12 protein-coding genes are annotated in these 15,793 nt (G+C 71.5%); 4 read left to right on the forward strand and 8 right to left on the reverse strand.

Annotation, left to right across the window (positions count from 1 at the left end; all coding sequences use genetic code 11):
• The first annotated feature begins 44 nt into the window (after window positions 1-44).
• Complete coding sequence (locus ACZ601_RS11400; RefSeq protein ID WP_469535925.1) at window positions 45-3,194, forward strand: efflux RND transporter permease subunit; 3,150 nt, start codon at window positions 45-47, stop codon at window positions 3,192-3,194.
• A 69-nt stretch (window positions 3,195-3,263) separates the two neighbouring features.
• On the opposite strand, the gene ACZ601_RS11405 is transcribed toward ACZ601_RS11400, so the two are convergent.
• From ACZ601_RS11405 to ACZ601_RS11415, 3 genes are all read right to left on the reverse strand, one after another.
• Window positions 3,264-3,458 carry a DUF397 domain-containing protein gene (locus ACZ601_RS11405; RefSeq protein WP_469535928.1) on the reverse strand — a complete coding sequence of 65 codons (195 nt, stop codon included), beginning with the start codon at window positions 3,456-3,458 and terminating at the stop codon, window positions 3,264-3,266.
• 71 nt (window positions 3,459-3,529) lie between these two features.
• Window positions 3,530-3,724 carry a DUF397 domain-containing protein gene (locus ACZ601_RS11410; RefSeq protein ID WP_469535930.1) on the reverse strand — a complete coding sequence of 65 codons (195 nt, stop codon included), beginning with the start codon at window positions 3,722-3,724 and terminating at the stop codon, window positions 3,530-3,532.
• Window positions 3,721-4,548 carry a helix-turn-helix domain-containing protein gene (locus ACZ601_RS11415; RefSeq protein WP_469535932.1) on the reverse strand — a complete coding sequence of 276 codons (828 nt, stop codon included), beginning with the start codon at window positions 4,546-4,548 and terminating at the stop codon, window positions 3,721-3,723. Before ACZ601_RS11415 ends, ACZ601_RS11410 begins: the two co-directional genes overlap by 4 nt.
• Window positions 4,549-4,685: 137 nt before the next feature.
• On the opposite strand from ACZ601_RS11415, the gene ACZ601_RS11420 reads away from it, so the two are divergent.
• Window positions 4,686-5,006, forward strand: a complete 321-nt coding sequence (locus ACZ601_RS11420) for a hypothetical protein (RefSeq protein ID WP_469535935.1) — start codon at window positions 4,686-4,688, stop codon at window positions 5,004-5,006.
• A 15-nt stretch (window positions 5,007-5,021) separates the two neighbouring features.
• On the opposite strand, the gene ACZ601_RS11425 is transcribed toward ACZ601_RS11420, so the two are convergent.
• Window positions 5,022-9,149 (reverse strand): tetratricopeptide repeat protein, encoded by a 4,128-nt coding sequence (locus tag ACZ601_RS11425; RefSeq protein WP_469535937.1) that lies wholly within the window; start codon window positions 9,147-9,149, stop codon window positions 5,022-5,024.
• A gap of 251 nt (window positions 9,150-9,400) precedes the next feature.
• Window positions 9,401-10,600 (reverse strand): quinolinate synthase NadA, encoded by a 1,200-nt coding sequence (gene nadA, locus ACZ601_RS11430; protein ID WP_469535939.1) that lies wholly within the window; start codon window positions 10,598-10,600, stop codon window positions 9,401-9,403.
• 246 nt (window positions 10,601-10,846) lie between these two features.
• Between nadA and ACZ601_RS11435 the strand changes: the two genes are divergently transcribed.
• Window positions 10,847-11,203, forward strand: coding sequence for a HesB/IscA family protein (locus ACZ601_RS11435; RefSeq protein WP_024488899.1), 357 nt, complete (start codon window positions 10,847-10,849; stop codon window positions 11,201-11,203).
• Window positions 11,204-11,307: 104 nt separating this feature from the next.
• On the opposite strand, the gene ACZ601_RS11440 is transcribed toward ACZ601_RS11435, so the two are convergent.
• A complete protein-coding gene (locus ACZ601_RS11440; RefSeq protein WP_469535941.1) occupies window positions 11,308-12,780 on the reverse strand; it encodes a hypothetical protein in 1,473 nt (490 codons plus the stop codon).
• 161 nt (window positions 12,781-12,941) lie between these two features.
• Window positions 12,942-13,139, reverse strand: a complete 198-nt coding sequence (locus tag ACZ601_RS11445; protein ID WP_469535943.1) for a hypothetical protein — start codon at window positions 13,137-13,139, stop codon at window positions 12,942-12,944.
• A gap of 180 nt (window positions 13,140-13,319) precedes the next feature.
• Here ACZ601_RS11445 and ACZ601_RS11450 point away from each other — a divergent pair, with 180 nt between their 5' ends.
• Window positions 13,320-14,294: a carbohydrate kinase family protein gene (locus tag ACZ601_RS11450; RefSeq protein WP_440575079.1), complete on the forward strand. Its 975-nt coding sequence runs from the start codon at window positions 13,320-13,322 to the stop codon at window positions 14,292-14,294.
• A 19-nt stretch (window positions 14,295-14,313) separates the two neighbouring features.
• Here ACZ601_RS11450 and ACZ601_RS11455 read toward each other — a convergent pair whose 3' ends face one another.
• Window positions 14,314-15,699: an aminotransferase class V-fold PLP-dependent enzyme gene (locus ACZ601_RS11455; RefSeq protein ID WP_469535946.1), complete on the reverse strand. Its 1,386-nt coding sequence runs from the start codon at window positions 15,697-15,699 to the stop codon at window positions 14,314-14,316.
• Between the last annotated feature and the right edge of the window lie 94 nt (window positions 15,700-15,793).

Genomic DNA, 15,793 nt, shown 5'->3' on the forward strand with positions numbered 1-15,793 from the left:
ACCCGCCCACCTGCCGCGTAAGCCACAGAAGAGAGACCTAACCCATGTCCTGGCTGTCCAGATTCAGCCTCGCGCAGAGGGCCCTGATCGGGCTGATCTCGATCGTTGCGCTCGTGTTCGGCGCGATCGCGATCCCGCAGCTCAAGCAGCAGCTGCTGCCCACCATCGAACTCCCGATGGTGTCGGTGCTCGCCCCCTACCAGGGTGCGTCCCCCGATGTGGTCGAGAAGCAGGTCGTCGAACCGCTCGAAAATTCGATCAAGGCCGTCGACGGCGTCACCGGAATCACCTCCACCGCCAGCGAGGGCAACGCCGTCATCATGGCGTCCTTCGACTTCGGCGACGAGGGCACGAAGCAGCTCGTCGCGGACATCCAGCAGGCCGTGAACCGCGCCCGCGTCCAACTGCCCGACAGCGTCGACCCGCAGGTCGTCGCCGGTTCGACGGACGACATCCCGACCGTCGTCCTCGCCGTCACCTCCGACAAGGACCAGCAGGCCCTCGCGGACCAGCTCGACCGCACGGTCGTCCCGGCGATCGAGGACATCGACGGCGTCGGCCAGGTGTCCGTCGACGGTGTGCGGGACCTCCAGATCTCCGTCACCCCCGACGACAAGAAGCTCGCGGCAGCCGGTCTGAACGCCGCCTCGCTCTCCCAGGCACTCCAGTCCGGCGGCGCGACCGTCCCGGCCGGTTCCTTCTCCGAGTCGGGCAAGAGCCGCACCGTCCAGGTCGGCGGCTCCTTCACCTCGCTGAAGCAGATCGAGGACCTCCGGGTCATCGGTCAGAACCCGGCGACGGGCAAGCCCGGCAAGCCGGTCCGGGTCGGTGACATCGCGACGGTGAAGCAGGAGCCCGCCACCGCGGACTCCATCACCCGCACCAACGGCAGGCCGAGCCTCGCCGTCGTGGCCACGATGGACAAGGACGGCAGCGCCGTCGCCATCTCGGACGCGGTCAAGGACAAGCTCCCCGACCTGCGCAAGGACCTCGGCGCGGGCGCCGAGCTGACCGTCGTGTCCGACCAGGGCCCCGCGGTCTCCAAGGCGATCTCGGGCCTGACCACGGAGGGCGCGCTCGGCCTGGTCTTCGCGATCATCGTCATCCTGGTCTTCCTGGCCTCGCTCCGCTCGACCCTGGTCACCGCGGTCTCCATCCCGCTCTCCGTGGTTCTCGCACTGATCGTGCTCTGGACCCGTGACCTCTCGCTCAACATGCTCACCCTGGGCGCGCTGACCATCGCGATCGGCCGGGTCGTCGACGACTCGATCGTCGTCCTGGAGAACATCAAGCGCCACCTCAGCTACGGCGAGGAGCGCCAGTCCGCGATCCTCGCCGCGGTGAAGGAAGTGGCCGGAGCGGTCACCGCCTCCACCCTCACCACCGTCGCCGTCTTCCTGCCGATCGGTCTGGTCGGCGGCATGGTCGGCGAGCTGTTCGGCTCGTTCTCACTGACCATCACCGCGGCCCTGCTGGCCTCCCTGCTGGTCTCGCTGACGGTCGTCCCGGTGCTCTCGTTCTGGTTCCTGCGCGCCCCCAAGGGCAGCACGGAGGACCCGGAGGCGGCCCGCCGCAAGGCCGAGGAGAAGGAAGCCCGCAGCAAGCTCCAGCGGCTGTACGTCCGGGTGCTGGGCTTCGCCACCCGTCGCCGCATCGTCAGCGTGGTCATCGCCGTCGTCGTGCTGATCGGCACCTTCGGCATGGCCCCGCTGCTCAAGACCACCCTCTTCGACCAGGGCGAGCAGGAAGTCCTCTCCATCAACCAGGAGCTGCCCCCGGGCACCAGCCTGGCGGCCGCCGACGAGGCGTCCAAGAAGGTCGAGAAGCTCCTCGCCGGAGACAAGAGCGTCAAGGACTACCAGGTCACCGTCGGCTCGTCCGGCTTCATGGCCGCCTTCGGCGGCGGCACGGGCGCCAACCAGGCCACCTACCAGGTCACCCTGAAGGACCCGGCCGAGTACGACGCCACGGAGAAGCGCCTCGACGGGGCCCTCGGCAAGCTCGACGGCATCGGTGACACGACCATCGCGGAGGCGGGCGGCTTCGGCAGCCAGGACCTGAGCGTCGTGGTCAAGGCCGCCGACGCGGACGTCCTCGCCAAGTCCTCCGAGCAGGTCCGAAAGGCGGTGGCGGGCCTCAAGGACGTCTCCGACGTCCAGAGCGACCTGTCCCAGAGCATCCCGCGCATCTCGGTGACGGCAAACTCCAAGGCCGCCGACGCCGGGTTCACCCAGGCCACCCTGGGCGCGGCCGTCGCCGGCGCGGTGAAGGGCACCCCCTCCGGCAAGGCGACCATGGACGACACCGAGCGCGACGTCGTCATCAAGTCCGCCCACCCGGCCGTCACCATGGCCGAGCTGAAGGCCCTGCCGCTCGGCCCGGTCAAGCTCGGCACCATCGCGGACGTGAAGCTGGTCCCCGGACCGGTCTCCATGACGCGGATCGACGGCCAGCGCGCCGCGACGATCACCGCCAAGCCCGTCGGTGACGACACCGGCAGCGTCAGCTCGGCACTCCAGAAGAAGGTCGACTCGCTGAACCTCCCGGACGGCGCCACCGCCACCATCGGCGGCGTCTCCGAGGACCAGAACGACGCCTTCGTCAAGCTGGCCCTGGCCATGCTGGCGGCCGTCGCGATCGTCTTCATGCTGCTGGTCGCCACCTTCCGGTCGCTCATCCAGCCGCTGATCCTGCTGGTCTCCATCCCGTTCGCCGCCACCGGCGCGATCGGCCTGCTCCTCATCACCGGCACCCCGATGGGCGTCGCGGCGATGATCGGCATGCTGATGCTGATCGGCATCGTGGTGACCAACGCGATCGTGCTGATCGACCTGATCAACCAGTACCGCCGACAGGGCATGGGCGTCGTCGAGGCGGTCATCGAGGGCGGCCGCCACCGGCTCCGCCCGATCCTGATGACGGCACTGGCGACCATCTTCGCCCTCCTCCCGATGGCGCTCGGCGTCACCGGAGAGGGCGGCTTCATCTCGCAGCCGCTGGCCGTCGTGGTCATCGGCGGTCTCGTCACCTCGACGCTGCTGACGCTGCTCCTGGTGCCGACGCTGTACGCGATGGTGGAACTCCGCAAGGAGCGCCGCGCGAAGAAGAAGGCCGACAAGCGCGCCGCGAAGGCGGGCATCCCGGCCCAGTCCGAGTCCGACGAGGCCCGGGAAACCGAGCCCGCGCAGGCCTGACGAACGGAGAGGGCCCGTCCCACGCGAGTGCGTGGGACGGGCCCTCTCGGGTTCTCCGGCTCCCTCCCGCTACTTGAGCGAGGAGACGAAGGCGCCCCAGGCGGCGGTCTCGATGACGAGGGCGGGTCCGGTGGGGTTCTTGCTGTCGCGTACGGGGACGACGCGGGGGAAGCCGTCGCTGACCTGCACGCATTCGCCGCCGCTCGCGTTGCTGTAACTGCTGCTGCGCCAGCGGGCGGTGCTCAGCTCAGGGGAGTGGGTCATGGTGGGTAGCCCTCCATCGCGGTCCGGTTCCGCCGACTCGTGCGGGTTTTCGCTTGCTGCCCGAGCTGTTGTTACTTGAGTGAGGAGACGAAGGCGTCCCAGGCGGCGGTTTCGATGAGGAGGGCGGGTCCGGTGGGGTTCTTGCTGTCGCGTACGGGGACGACGCCGGGGAAGTCGTCGGCGATCTCGACGCATTCGCCCCCGTTGGTGTTGCTGTAACTGCTGCTGCGCCAGTGGGCGGTGCTCAGCTCGGGGGAGTGGTTCATGGTCGGTAGTCCTCCATCGCGGTCCGGATCAGTTCCGCCGACTCGGCCAGTGAGGAGGAGTTGGCGCGCAGTACCTCGTACTGTCGCCGCCACTTCTTCACCGCGGCTGGATCCTCGTAGAGACTTCCGGCCTGGATGCCCTCCTCGTACGCCACCGAAGTGCAGTCGGGCAGGGTCAGCAGAGTCAGCGCGCCACCCAGGAGCGAGTGTGGCCCCGCGCTGAACGGCATCACCTGAACTTTACTGTCCGGAGTATCCACCTGCTCCAGCAGCGAAGCCAGTTGCTCACGCATACACGACGGACCGCCCACCTGTCGTCGCAGTACGGCCTCGTCGATGATCGCCCAGCGGAACGGCGGGTCCTCCGACCGTTGCCGTTCCTGCCGTGACATGCGCGCGGTGACGCGTTCCTCGACCTGTTCGGCGCTCAGGTCCTCCTGGCAACGGAGTAACTCCCGCGCGTACTGCTCGGTCTGGAACAGACCCGGCAGGGCCTGCGCCCCATACTGCTCTATCACTTCGGCACGGGACTCGAAGTCCATGTACCGCTTGTACTGGTCGGGATGGATCTCCCGCCGGGCCAGCTCGTACAGCCCGTGGAAGCGGTCGTCCGTCCCGAACGCCATGTCCAGCCGGCTGGGGATGTCCGGGGGCGGCATCAGCTCGGCCGTCTCGATCCGGGCCAGCGTGCTCTTGCTGGAGTTCACGATGTCTGCGAGCTGTACGAGCGACAGCCCGGCCCGCTCGCGGTGGCGGCGTTGCTCGGAACCGAAGTAGTGCCGGGCGGACAGGTACGGGTTGAGGGCCTGGGGTCTGAACGTCACGGTGTGTGCCTTTCGTGTGTCCCGTTCCCAAGGCCGGGACGGCGGCGCCCTGTTGGGGAGATGTCTCCCAGGGCGACGATTGCGGCACACACCGTAACCGCTCTCTCGTGCGGCGCACCAGAGGGCCTTCTCCGAAGGTGGCTATCGACATGATGTTCGACGCGCAGGGCCAAGCCATGCGGCTGCTCCCATGGACCAACGAGAACGGCGGGCCGTGCTGGCTCAGCCCGGCGAGCCCCGGCGGCCCTGTCTCCCGGATGGCCGACGAACTTGAGGCCGACCTGATCGCCTCCGCCGAGTACGTACTCGATGAGGCCCGTGAGGTACTGGCGGAGACCGTGGTGGGGGAGCAGGAGCTGCGGTTCGCGGGCGTCCGGCTCGCCGAGTCGCTGGGGGACACCCTGCGGATCGCGGCGAGCCGGGGCGGGCGGCTGGCGAACGGGGAGGGCGCCGGCTGACCGGGCGCGGCGCTCTCAGGCGCCCCCGCTTCCGCTGAGGGCCTTGACGATCCGGAGCCACGTATCGCCGTGCGGATGGGCGTGCTGGACGCTGAGGGCGCAGATCTCCCTCAGCAGCCGGACCCGGATCTCCTCCCGGGCCCTGGGCAGGAGCGTGGCCAGATCGTTCGGCTCCACGGCGTCGACCGCCCCGGCGAGCACCATGCTGGCCTGGGCGTGCGTGAGGGAGGACAGCTTGTCGTTGAAGACCTGCCCCTCCACGGCCGCCGCGTGCATCAGCGCGGTGCCGTCCCCGGCGTCCAACGCGCGCTCCACGTAGGTCTGGAGGGCGGTGCGGTCCTCGACGAGGCGGTACGCGGCGTCCAGCCCTTCGGCGCGGGCGACATCGAGGACGGCGACGTGCGTGAGCGGGGTGGCCTCGGGCGGCGGGACCTGGAGGAGGCGGGGGTGGTCCTGGAGGTAGGCCCGCGACTCCGTCCAGTCCGCGCAGTCCACCCACTCCGTCAGCTGCTCCCTGAGGATCAGCGGATCGTAGGCGGCGGTCACGCCATGGTCCATGACGATCTCGCGGAGTGCGGCATGCCGCTGTGCGGTGCCGGGGTCGAGGAGGGCCGCTTCTTCGAGGACGGTCGCCGTCTCCGGCCTGCTGAGCGCCTCGGCGTTCCGGGACCAGAAGTCGCGTGACTCGGGCCAGTTGGGTGCGAACATCCAGGAACTGACCAGGCTCAGCGTCTCCGGCGACAGTTCGAGCCAGTCCGGTACGTGGGAGCCGGTCTCCGCCTCCCACGCCGTGCGGACGGCCTCGGGGTCGTTGTACGCGCGCAGCGCCCGGCGGGCCCGTACGGTCACGGCGTTCGTTGCGGCGTCCGGCGTGGACTCCCCGTCGAGAAGGGCCACCAGCTCGCGGACGCCGGCCGAGGCGTGGGGTGCGGGACAGCCCAGCAGGAAGATGGACCGCTCGGCGCCGAGACGGTGGCCGGTCGCGGGGTGGGCGGAGGCGAACTCCGCCACGGTCTCGTCGAAGTGCCGGACGGCAGAGGTGTGGTCGCCGGTGTGGACGAGAGTCTGCGCGAGGTTGACGAGAGCGGAGGTCAGGTCCTCCTCGAAGGCGTCGGGATTCTCCAGCGCCAGCGTCCGGTAAGTGGCGGCCGCTTCCTCCGCCGCGCGCACCGCTCCTTCGGCGTCCTGGTCCTCCTCCAGGTGCTTGCTGAGGTTCTGGAGGGCGAGAGCCAGACCGGGGAGGTGGGCGCTGCTGGGGTCGTCACCGACGAGCCCGCGCAGGATGCGGATGCCCTCCCCGGCCGTCTCCAGGGCTTCCTTCCGGTTGCCGGTGGCGGCGAGATTCCGCGCCAGGGTGCCGAGCGAGCCCGCGAGGGCGGAGCGGAGAGCGGGCTCATGTCCGGCGAGTTCGCGGAAGAGGGTGACCGCTTCCTCCGAGGCGCTCAGACCCGCCGCCGGGTCTTCGGCGCTGTACAGGTGAGCGGCGAGACGGGCGAGTGCCGTGGCCAGGTCGTGTTGGTGGGCGGCGGGCTGCTGTACGGCGAGTGCGCGGCGGATGCCGACCGATTCCTGGGCCGCCGCCAGCGCCCCCGAAACATCGCCCAGGTTCGCGCGTTGACTGCCGAGGTCGCTGAGAGCGGTCGCGTACCGGGGCAGGTAGGCGTCCGGGTCCTCGGCGGCCAGGCGCCCCCAAAGGGCGCTCGCCTCCTCGGCGTTGGGCAGAGCAGCCGCGAGCCCGCCCGTGGCGACGAGGTGTGCGGCGAGATGGCTGAGCATGGAGGCCAGTCCCGGGAGGGCGGCTGTCGGCCGGTCCAGGGTCAGCTGGCGCTGGAGGCGTACGGCCTCGCCCGCGAGGATGACCGCAGAGGTCAGGTCTCCGGCGGCGGCCGTCTTGTTGGCCAGGGAGGACATGGCGCGGGCGAAAAGCGGCTGGAAGATGTCGTGGTGCCGCGTCGCGACCTCGGCGTACAGGAGCGCGCCGTCCCGGACGGTGGTGAGGGCTTCCGCGTGGTCGCCGGTGGCGGAGAGCCGGTCCGCCAGGTTATGGAGAGCGCCCGCCAACTGCGGCTGGAAGGCGGTCGGATGGAGCGCGACGAGTTCCCGGCACAGCTCCACGGCCTCCCGCGCGGGCTCCAGGCACCGGTCGAGATCACCGATGGCCTCCCGGTGCGCGGACAGCTGGGTCAGGGCAGCGGCGAGCGGGGGCAGGAACTCATCGGGGTACGAAGCGGCAAGCTCCCGGTAGATGTCCACGGCCTCCTGCCCGGCGTCCACGGCCGTCCGGGTCTGCCCGACGGCTGCCAGACTCGCCGCCAGGCCGGTCAGCGCGGCGGCGAGACCGGGGCGGAACGCCGCCGGGTCCCGCTCCACGTGCTGCCGGTAGATGCTGACTGCCTCCAGCGTCAGGGCGACTGCTCCCTCGCGGTCACCCATAGCGCCGACGCGTCGGCCGAGACCGCTCAGGGCGGCAGCCAGGCCGGGCTGTGCGGCGCTGTCGCCCGCTTCGGCCAGGTTCCGTTGGAGCGCGGCAGCTTCGCGGGCCGGAGGCAGGGCACCTTCACGGTCGCCCATGGCCGCGCAGCCGCCGGCCACGTCGATGAGGGCGCGCACCAGCGCCGTACCGAACGCTTCGGGAACGCCGGGCTCCAGCGTCGTACCGAACGCCCCGGGAGCGCCGCGCTCCAGCTCCCGGTACAGCTCGGCCGCTTCCCGCGCCGCGTCCAGCGCGCCTTCCGCGTCCCCTTCTGCCCCCAGCCGGGCGGAGAACCGGCACAAGGCCTCGGCCAGAACCGGCGCCCCGCCCCGCTCCACCAGCGCCCGCAGCATCGCGACCCCCGGTGCGCCCGCCCGCGCCGCGTGCGGCACCAGGCCCCGCACCACGTACGGATCGACGCCCGCCCAGTCGTCGCCCACCGCCCGACGCTCGACGTGCTCGACCAGCGCGGCCAACGCCACCTCACCGGTCCCGGAGCCCCCGGGCCCCGCCCGGTCCGCGAGCAGCGACACGAACGCGGAGTGGAACAGCCGGTACACCGCCCGGCCGTCCTCCGAGTCCTCGACGACGTAGCGGCCGTAGGCGGACAGCAGCCAGTTGACGTCGCTCTCGTCGTACGACACCGCACCGCCGCCGCTCAGCGCCCCGGCGACCTCCTCCCACACGCCCCCGGCGGGCATCCCGCGCCCGGCCGTCCAGGCGAGGGCCGTCAGCAGGTCCCGGGCGGCGGACGGCAGTTCGGTGCCGTCCTCCCGTACGCGTACCGGACCCGACCGCAGGTCCTCCTCGAACGCGGCCTCGACGGAGTCGGGCAGCCGGCCCTCCTCGGCACCGGCCGACGCCGCCGACAGCGAGTCCGCCACCAGCCGTGTGAACGAGTCCGCCACCAGCCGCGCGAACAGGAACCCGCCGTCCACCGCCTCGGCCTGCGAGGCGACCGCCTCGCCCGCCGCCCGCGCCCGGTCCTCCGGAATCCCGGCCGCCGCGCACCTGCGGAACACGTACTCACCGATGTCCGTCCGGGTGTGCGGCTCCCGCGCCAGGTCCGCGACGGTGACCTCCGCGCCGGTCAGCCGGGCGAGGGCGTCCGGCAGGGTCTCGCCCCGGTACCCGCCCTCCGCGATACGGCTGCGGAACGCACTCCTGCGGGAGCCGAGCAGGACCGGGCCCGTCCGGCCGAGCGGGATGACCAGCTCCTCGATCACGGCGCGGAGGTGCTCTGCGGGCACTTCGTCCAGGCCGTCCAGCACCAGCACCGGCTGCGGGGACAACCCGCGCAGCGCGGACTGGAATTCTTCGGCGCCGAGGGGTTCCGGCAGTCCGAGCTGCCGGGCCAGCTCCGAGGCCGCCTGGAGCGGGCTCAGGTCCCGCAGGAGCACGGAGGCGAGGGGGCGGCGGGGACGCGGGCCCGGGTCGGCCTCGCGCGCCTCGGTCTCCTCGCGTCGCGCCGGGCCGCCGGGCGTCGCGATCCGGTCCAGCACGGCCGACTTGCCGCAGCCCGCCGGGCCGGTCACCAGGAAGAGCCCGGACCCGTCCGCCTCCAGCCACGCGGCGATCCGCCCCAACACCTCCTCGCGGCCCGTGAAGAACGAGCCGTCCTCAAGCCCGGCCGCCCCCTCCACCGGCTCGCGTCCCTCATCGCCCGTCACACCCGACTCACGCACCATTGCCCGTCCCGCTCTCCGTCACAAAGCCAACGCGGTCACCACGAAGTGCCCCGCGTTTCCCGTCCGCACCGGGGTCCGGCCTTGGCCGTGCCCGCTGCGGTGAGTAGCAGGGTAATTACGGAACGGGCATCATGGGTGCCGTACGGCGGAAACCGGCCTACCCCCGCCAGTAACGCGGAAGGCCCCGGGCAACCGCCTGAAGGCGGCCCGGGGCCCTTGCGCGCTACTGGTTGCTACGGCAGCGCCAGCATCCGTTCCAGCGCGAGCTTCGCGTACTTCTCGGTCTCCGGGTCGACCTCGATCCGGTTGACGAGATTGCCCTCGGCCAGCGACTCCAGCGTCCACACCAGGTGCGGCAGGTCGATCCGGTTCATCGTCGAGCAGAAGCAGACCGTCTTGTCGAGGAAGACGATCTCCTTGTCCTCGGCAGCGAAACGGTTCGCCAGTCGGCGCACCAGGTTCAGCTCGGTGCCGATCGCCCACTTGGAACCGGCCGGGGCCGCCTCCAGGGCCTTGATGATGTACTCCGTCGAGCCGACGTAGTCCGCCGCCGCCACGACCTCGTTCTTGCACTCCGGGTGCACCAGCACGTTGACGCCGGGTATCCGGGCACGCACGTCGTTGACGGACTCCACCGAGAAGCGCCCGTGCACCGAGCAGTGTCCGCGCCACAGGATCATCTTCGCGTCACGCAGCTGCTGGGCGGTCAGACCGCCGTTCGGCTTGTGCGGGTTGTAGAGGACGCAGTCCTCCAGGGTCATCCCCATGTCCCGGACGGCGGTGTTCCGGCCCAGGTGCTGATCGGGGAGGAACAGCACCTTTGTCGTTGAGGGCTCTCCCTGCTCGAAGGCCCACTCCAGGGCGCGCTTCGCGTTCGAGGAGGTGCAGATCGTGCCGCCGTGGCGGCCGGTGAAGGCCTTGATGTCGGCGGAGGAGTTCATGTACGAGACGGGCACGACCTGCTCGGCGACGCCGGCCTCCGTCAGCACGTCCCAGCACTCGGCGACCTGTTCCGCGGTGGCCATGTCGGCCATCGAGCAGCCCGCCGCCAGGTCCGGCAGCACGACCTTCTGGTCGTCGGTGGTCAGGATGTCCGCGGACTCGGCCATGAAGTGCACACCGCAGAAGACGATGTACTCGGCCTCCGGACGCGCCGCCGCGTCGCGCGCCAGCTTGAAGGAGTCACCGGTGACGTCCGCGAACTGGATGACCTCGTCGCGCTGGTAGTGGTGGCCGAGGACGAAGACCTTCTCGCCCAGCTTCTCCTTGGCCGCGCGGGCGCGCTCCACCAGGTCAGGGTCGGACGGGGAGGGCAGGTCGCCGGGGCATTCGACGCCGCGCTCGCTCCTGGGGTCGGCGTCGCGGCCCAGCAGGAGCAGGGCGAGGGGCGACGGCTGGACGTCGAGTTCCTGGACGGGGTGGGCCGTGGTCACGTCACGCACCCTTTCTTCTCTGCGAGGAGCTTCTCTACGAGGAGCCTTTTCGTCGAATTGACGTTATCTATCATAACCGCTTCACGTCACTTTGACGATGCCGATAACGTCAATGTGACGCACCCGCCCGAGGGCCAGGTGTGCGAGCATGAATGGAACAGGCAAGCGCGCGGCCCGGAATGAATCCGCGGCTCCGGCGGTTGCAACGTCGGCAAGCAGACTCCGTACAACCCGGGAGAGAAGCAGATGTCCGTATCGGACGAGACCACCACCGTGAGCGACGGCATCCTCCTGTCCGACGCCGCCGCAGCCAAGGTCAAGGGCCTGCTGGAGCAGGAAGGCCGTGACGATCTGGCGCTGCGCGTCGCCGTCCAGCCCGGCGGCTGCTCGGGCCTGCGGTACCAGCTCTTCTTCGACGAGCGCTCGCTCGACGGCGATGTCGTGAAGGACTTCGGCGGCGTCAAGGTCGTCACCGACCGGATGAGCGCCCCGTACCTGGGCGGCGCCTCCGTCGACTTCGTCGACACCATCGAGAAGCAGGGCTTCACGATCGACAACCCGAACGCCACGGGTTCCTGCGCCTGCGGCGACTCCTTCAGCTAGGACGCCCGCGCGACAGCGGTACGGCGGCGGCCCCCAGGATCGAATCCTGGGGGCCGCCGCCGTACCGCTGTGTGCGCCCCGCGCGGGGGCGTCACGTCACTACTTCACTTCTGCGGCACCTCGCCGCCGGACCCTGCGTCGACCACCTTCCGGTCGCCCAGCGGCTGGTCCAGTGTGACCGTACGGGTCAGCTTCTTGGCGACCTTGACGCACATCTTCTCCGGGTCCGGCTTCGACTCCGTCACGGTCACCCGCACGGTGTCACCGTCCTCCTTCGCGCTCGCCGAGTACGTGCTGCACACGCCGCCCCAGAACGTCACCGAGAGCGTCCGCCCGTCGGCGCTGTACGACTGGACCGTGCCACCGGCCCGCGTCGTGCCGCCACCGTCCGGCGTCTTCTCCGACGGGGCGTCCTTTGTCAGGTATGCCGGGTCCACGGCGACCTGCGTGACGGTATTGCCCGTACCGCCCGCTGCCGGCCGGACCGTGAAGATCCAGGACGGCACGAGCAGCTGCTTCCCGTCCGCGTACTGGGCCGCCAGGCCGAAGACGGCCTCGTCGACCGTCACCGTCGTTGTCGGCGGCTCCGCCCCGGTCCGCGCGCCGCAGGACTTCCCGGACGGCTTCGTGCCGCCGCTGAGCGGCGCCGCGGTCGCGCAGCCGCCGATGTTCTTGCGGCCGTCCGAGGGCTGCGCCGCGTTCAGCTGCTTCAGCGCGTCGGCCGCGCCGATCACCGGGTACTCGGCGCCCTTCTCCAGGCCCTTCAACTGCCCGCCGCCGCCGATCACCGCCCCGTCCGTGCCGACCTGGACGCCGGTCGCCCAGCCGTACGTCGGCAGCCCGTCCACCACCGGGTCCGCGTTCACCACGCGGGCCGAGCCCATCAGCTGGCGGGCGTCGAGGGCGGCGGCGTCCTGGCCGGTCGCCTTCAGTACGGGCGCCGCCGCCGCCATGGCGGCCTTCTCGCTCACCGGTGAACCCGAGCCGCCGGGCGCCACCTGCTCGCCCGAACAGGTCGCCTTGTGGCCGCAGTTGTCCGTGCCGCCGGAGCCGTAACGGGCGAAGGTCCAGGTGCCGGGTGCCTGCTTGCCGACCCGCAGCACCGGGCCCGAGCCGTCCCCGCCGGAGCCCACCTTCCAGGAGGTGCCCTCGGCCTGCGGGGTGCCGTGGAGGCCGAGCGCCTTCGCCAGCCGGGTCACCTCGGCGGCCGAGACGGTTCCGCTGGCGCGCCGGACCGCGGCCTTCGCCGGGCCGTCCGGCAGTGCGCCCGCCGCGCGGTAGACGAGCCGTCCGCCGTGCGGGTCGGGCTCACCGGGCGCGATGCCCCTCGGTGGGGCCGATGAGGTGGGGGAGGAGGGCGTGGCCGGCCCGCCCGTCCGCTCGTCGAGGGAGAGCGGCGGGGGACTGCCCGCGCCGAGGCCTCCGTTCTCCTCGACGTTGCCGCCGTCCGCCGCCGTCGCTGCCCAGTACGCGCCGCCGCCGCCGGCCAGCAGCACGGCTGCCGCCACCGAGGCCACGGCGAGCGGCGAACGCCGCCGGGGGCCGGTCTCGTCGTTGTCGGGTCGCTCGGTGCTCACCGGATCGCTCCTTCGCCTGCATTGGCGTCATACGCCTGGCCGGCATATGGCCCGCCCCTGGGGTGCGGACACCGATGGGACGGGACGCGGGAGCGCACGGTTCCCCCGTGGGGCGGCAGTTGCGGAGAGGCCCTGGGTCCGGGAGCTGCTGAGCGGGGGTCTCAGTCGCCGTACTCCGACATCGCGTCGATCAGCTTCGCCGAGGCCGGGGGCACCCTCACCCCGTGAATCAGGGACGGCGCGACCGGGGGCGCGGCGGCCTTCGCTGGCACCACCCAGTGCGGAGCCATCCGCGCGCAGTCTCCGCGCAGCTCGGCCAGGCCGGTCTCGGACTCGAACGAAGCGATGTGGTTAGACATATCCGCACCGTAAGCACCTCTGAGCTCAGGAGGAAAGCCCTACTATCGGGTAGTTTTTCCCATTCGGACCGCCCCGGGAACCGGTAGCGTAAGAGGGCCCTCGATTTTCCGGGCCCCCTGTCATGCCGCCCCGGGGACGCGGACACCGTTCCCCCTCGACCTCCGCAGGAGCAGTCTCCCGTGCGTATCGCAGTCACCGGCTCCATCGCCACCGACCACCTCATGACCTTCCCCGGCCGCTTCGCGGACCAGCTGGTCGCGGACCAGCTGCACACGGTCTCGCTCTCCTTCCTGGTCGACAACCTGGACGTGCGACGCGGAGGTGTCGCCGCCAACATCTGCTTCGGCATGGGCCTGCTGGGCACCGACCCGATCCTGGTCGGCGCCGCGGGCTCCGACTTCGACGAGTACCGGGCCTGGCTCGACCGGCACGGCGTCGACACCGGCTCCGTGCGGATCTCCGAGGTCCTGCACACCGCCCGCTTCGTCTGCACGACGGACGCCGACCACAACCAGATCGGCTCCTTCTACACCGGCGCCATGAGCGAGGCCCGGCTGATCGAGCTGAAGGCCGTGGCCGACCGGGTGGGCGGCCTCGACCTGGTCTCCATCGGCGCCGACGACCCCGAGGGCATGCTCCGCCACACGGAGGAGTGCCGTACGCGCGGCATCCCGTTCGCCGCGGACTTCTCGCAGCAGATCGCCCGGATGGACGGCGACGAGATCCGCATCCTGCTCGACGGCGCCACCTACCTCTTCTCCAACGAGTACGAGAAGGGGCTCATCGAGTCCAAGACCGGCTGGACCGACGCGGAGATCCTCTCCAAGGTCGGCCACCGCGTCACCACCCTCGGCGCCCAGGGCGTGCGGATCGAGCGCGCCGGCGAGGAGCCGATCGAGGTCGGCTGCGCGGAGGAGAACGTCAAGGCCGACCCGACCGGCGTCGGCGACGCCTTCCGCGCCGGATTCCTCTCCGGCCTCGCCTGGGGCGTCGGCCTGGAGCGGGCCGCCCAGGTCGGCTGCATGCTCGCCACCCTGGTCATCGAGACGGTCGGCACCCAGGAGTACACCCTGCACCGCACCCACTTCATGGACCGCTTCACCAAGGCGTACGGCCACGAGGCCGCCGCCGAGGTCCGCACGCACCTCGCGTAGCACCTGACGCGGGGATATCTCAGGACAGCCGGCGGACCACATAGGCCGAGCCCCGGTCCGCCGGCTCCTCACCCACGTACTCCTGTTCGCGCATCGCGCACCAGGCCGGAATGTCGAGCCGGGCGGCCTCGTCGTCGGCCAGGACGGTCACCGTGCCGCCCACCGGTACCTCTCCGATCACCTTTGCGAGCTCGATCACCGGGATCGGGCAGCGCCTGCCGAGCGCGTCGACGACCAGCGTGCCCGCCGGGGGCGCGGCGGGCACGGCGGCCGGGGCGGGCGCGCCCAGCTTCTCCCGTACCCCCGCCACCGCCCCGGGCAGCACGTCGAGGAAGCGGTCGACGTCCTCCTCCGTAGTGCCCGCCGGCAGCGACACGCGGACGTTGCCCTCCGACAGCACCCCCATCGCCTTCAGCACATGGCTCGGCGTCAGCGTGCTGCTCGTACAGGACGAACCGGACGATACGGAGAAACCCGCCCGGTCCAGCTCGTGGAGCAGAGTCTCTCCGTCGACATAGAGACAGGAGAACGTGACCAGATGCGGTAGCCGCCGCACCGGGTCACCGACGACCTCCACATCGGGCACCAGTACCGGCACCCGGCTCCGGATGCGGTCCACCAGCGCGCTCAGCCGCTCCGACTCGGCCGCCGCCTCGGCCCGTACCGCCCGCAGGGACGCGGCGGCGGCCACGATGGCCGGAATGTCCTCGAAGCCCGCGGCGCGCCCCGACTCCCGCTCGTCGGCCGGACCTTGGACGGCGAACCGGACGCCCTTGCGCACCGCCAGCAGCCCGACGCCGGCCGGACCGCCCCACTTATGGGCGCTCGCCGCCAGCAGCGACCAGCCGCCGGGCACCGGTTCCAGGCCCAGCGACTGCGCGGCGTCCACCAGCAACGGCACCCCGGCCTCCCGGCAGAGCGCGGCGACCTCGGCCACCGGCTGCACCGTGCCGACCTCGTGGTTGGCGGACTGGAGGCACGCCAGCGCGGTGTCCTCGCGCAGCGCCGCTCCGTACGCCGCCGGGTCCACCGCCCCCGACCGGTCCACCGGCACCTCTGTGACCGTCCCGCCCCGGCTCTCGTGGTCGGCCGCCGAATGGAGCACGGACGAGTGTTCGACCGCGGAGACGGCCAGATGGCGGCCGACACGCCGACGCCCGGCGAGAGCCCCGGAAATTCCTGAGTGCACCGCCCGGGTGCCGGACGAGGTGAAACTGAGCTCGTCGGGGCGGCAGCCGACGGCCTCCGCCGCCGCCTCCCTGGCCGCGTCCAGCAGCAGCCGGGCCCGTCGCCCCTCCCGGTGGAGCCGGGCCGGATCGGCCCAGCCCTCGTCCAGCGCGGCAAGCAGCGCCTGGCGGGCGACGGGGTGGAGGGGGGCGGCGGACGCGGCGTCGAAGTAGGGCACCCGGCCACGCTAGCCGGGTCCGGAGCCCGGCCCGGGACCCGGCCGCCCACGGGGTCAGGAGAGGGGGCGTCAGATGGCGGCCGGAGGCGCGGAT

This window comes from Streptomyces sp. NPDC104307 (assembly GCF_055584045.1).

What these genes read in the sequence shown, in the direction of transcription:
- ACZ601_RS11400 (WP_469535925.1), top strand. Translation starts at nt 45, where the DNA reads ATGTCCTGGCTGTCCAGATTCAGCCTCGCGCAGAGGGCCCTGATCGGG.
- ACZ601_RS11410 (WP_469535930.1), bottom strand. Translation starts at nt 3,724, where the DNA reads ATGAACCACTCCCCCGAGCTGAGCACCGCCCACTGGCGCAGCAGCAGT.
- ACZ601_RS11445 (WP_469535943.1), bottom strand. Translation starts at nt 13,139, where the DNA reads ATGTCTAACCACATCGCTTCGTTCGAGTCCGAGACCGGCCTGGCCGAG.
- ACZ601_RS11405 (WP_469535928.1), bottom strand. Translation starts at nt 3,458, where the DNA reads ATGACCCACTCCCCTGAGCTGAGCACCGCCCGCTGGCGCAGCAGCAGT.
- ACZ601_RS11435 (WP_024488899.1), top strand. Translation starts at nt 10,847, where the DNA reads ATGTCCGTATCGGACGAGACCACCACCGTGAGCGACGGCATCCTCCTG.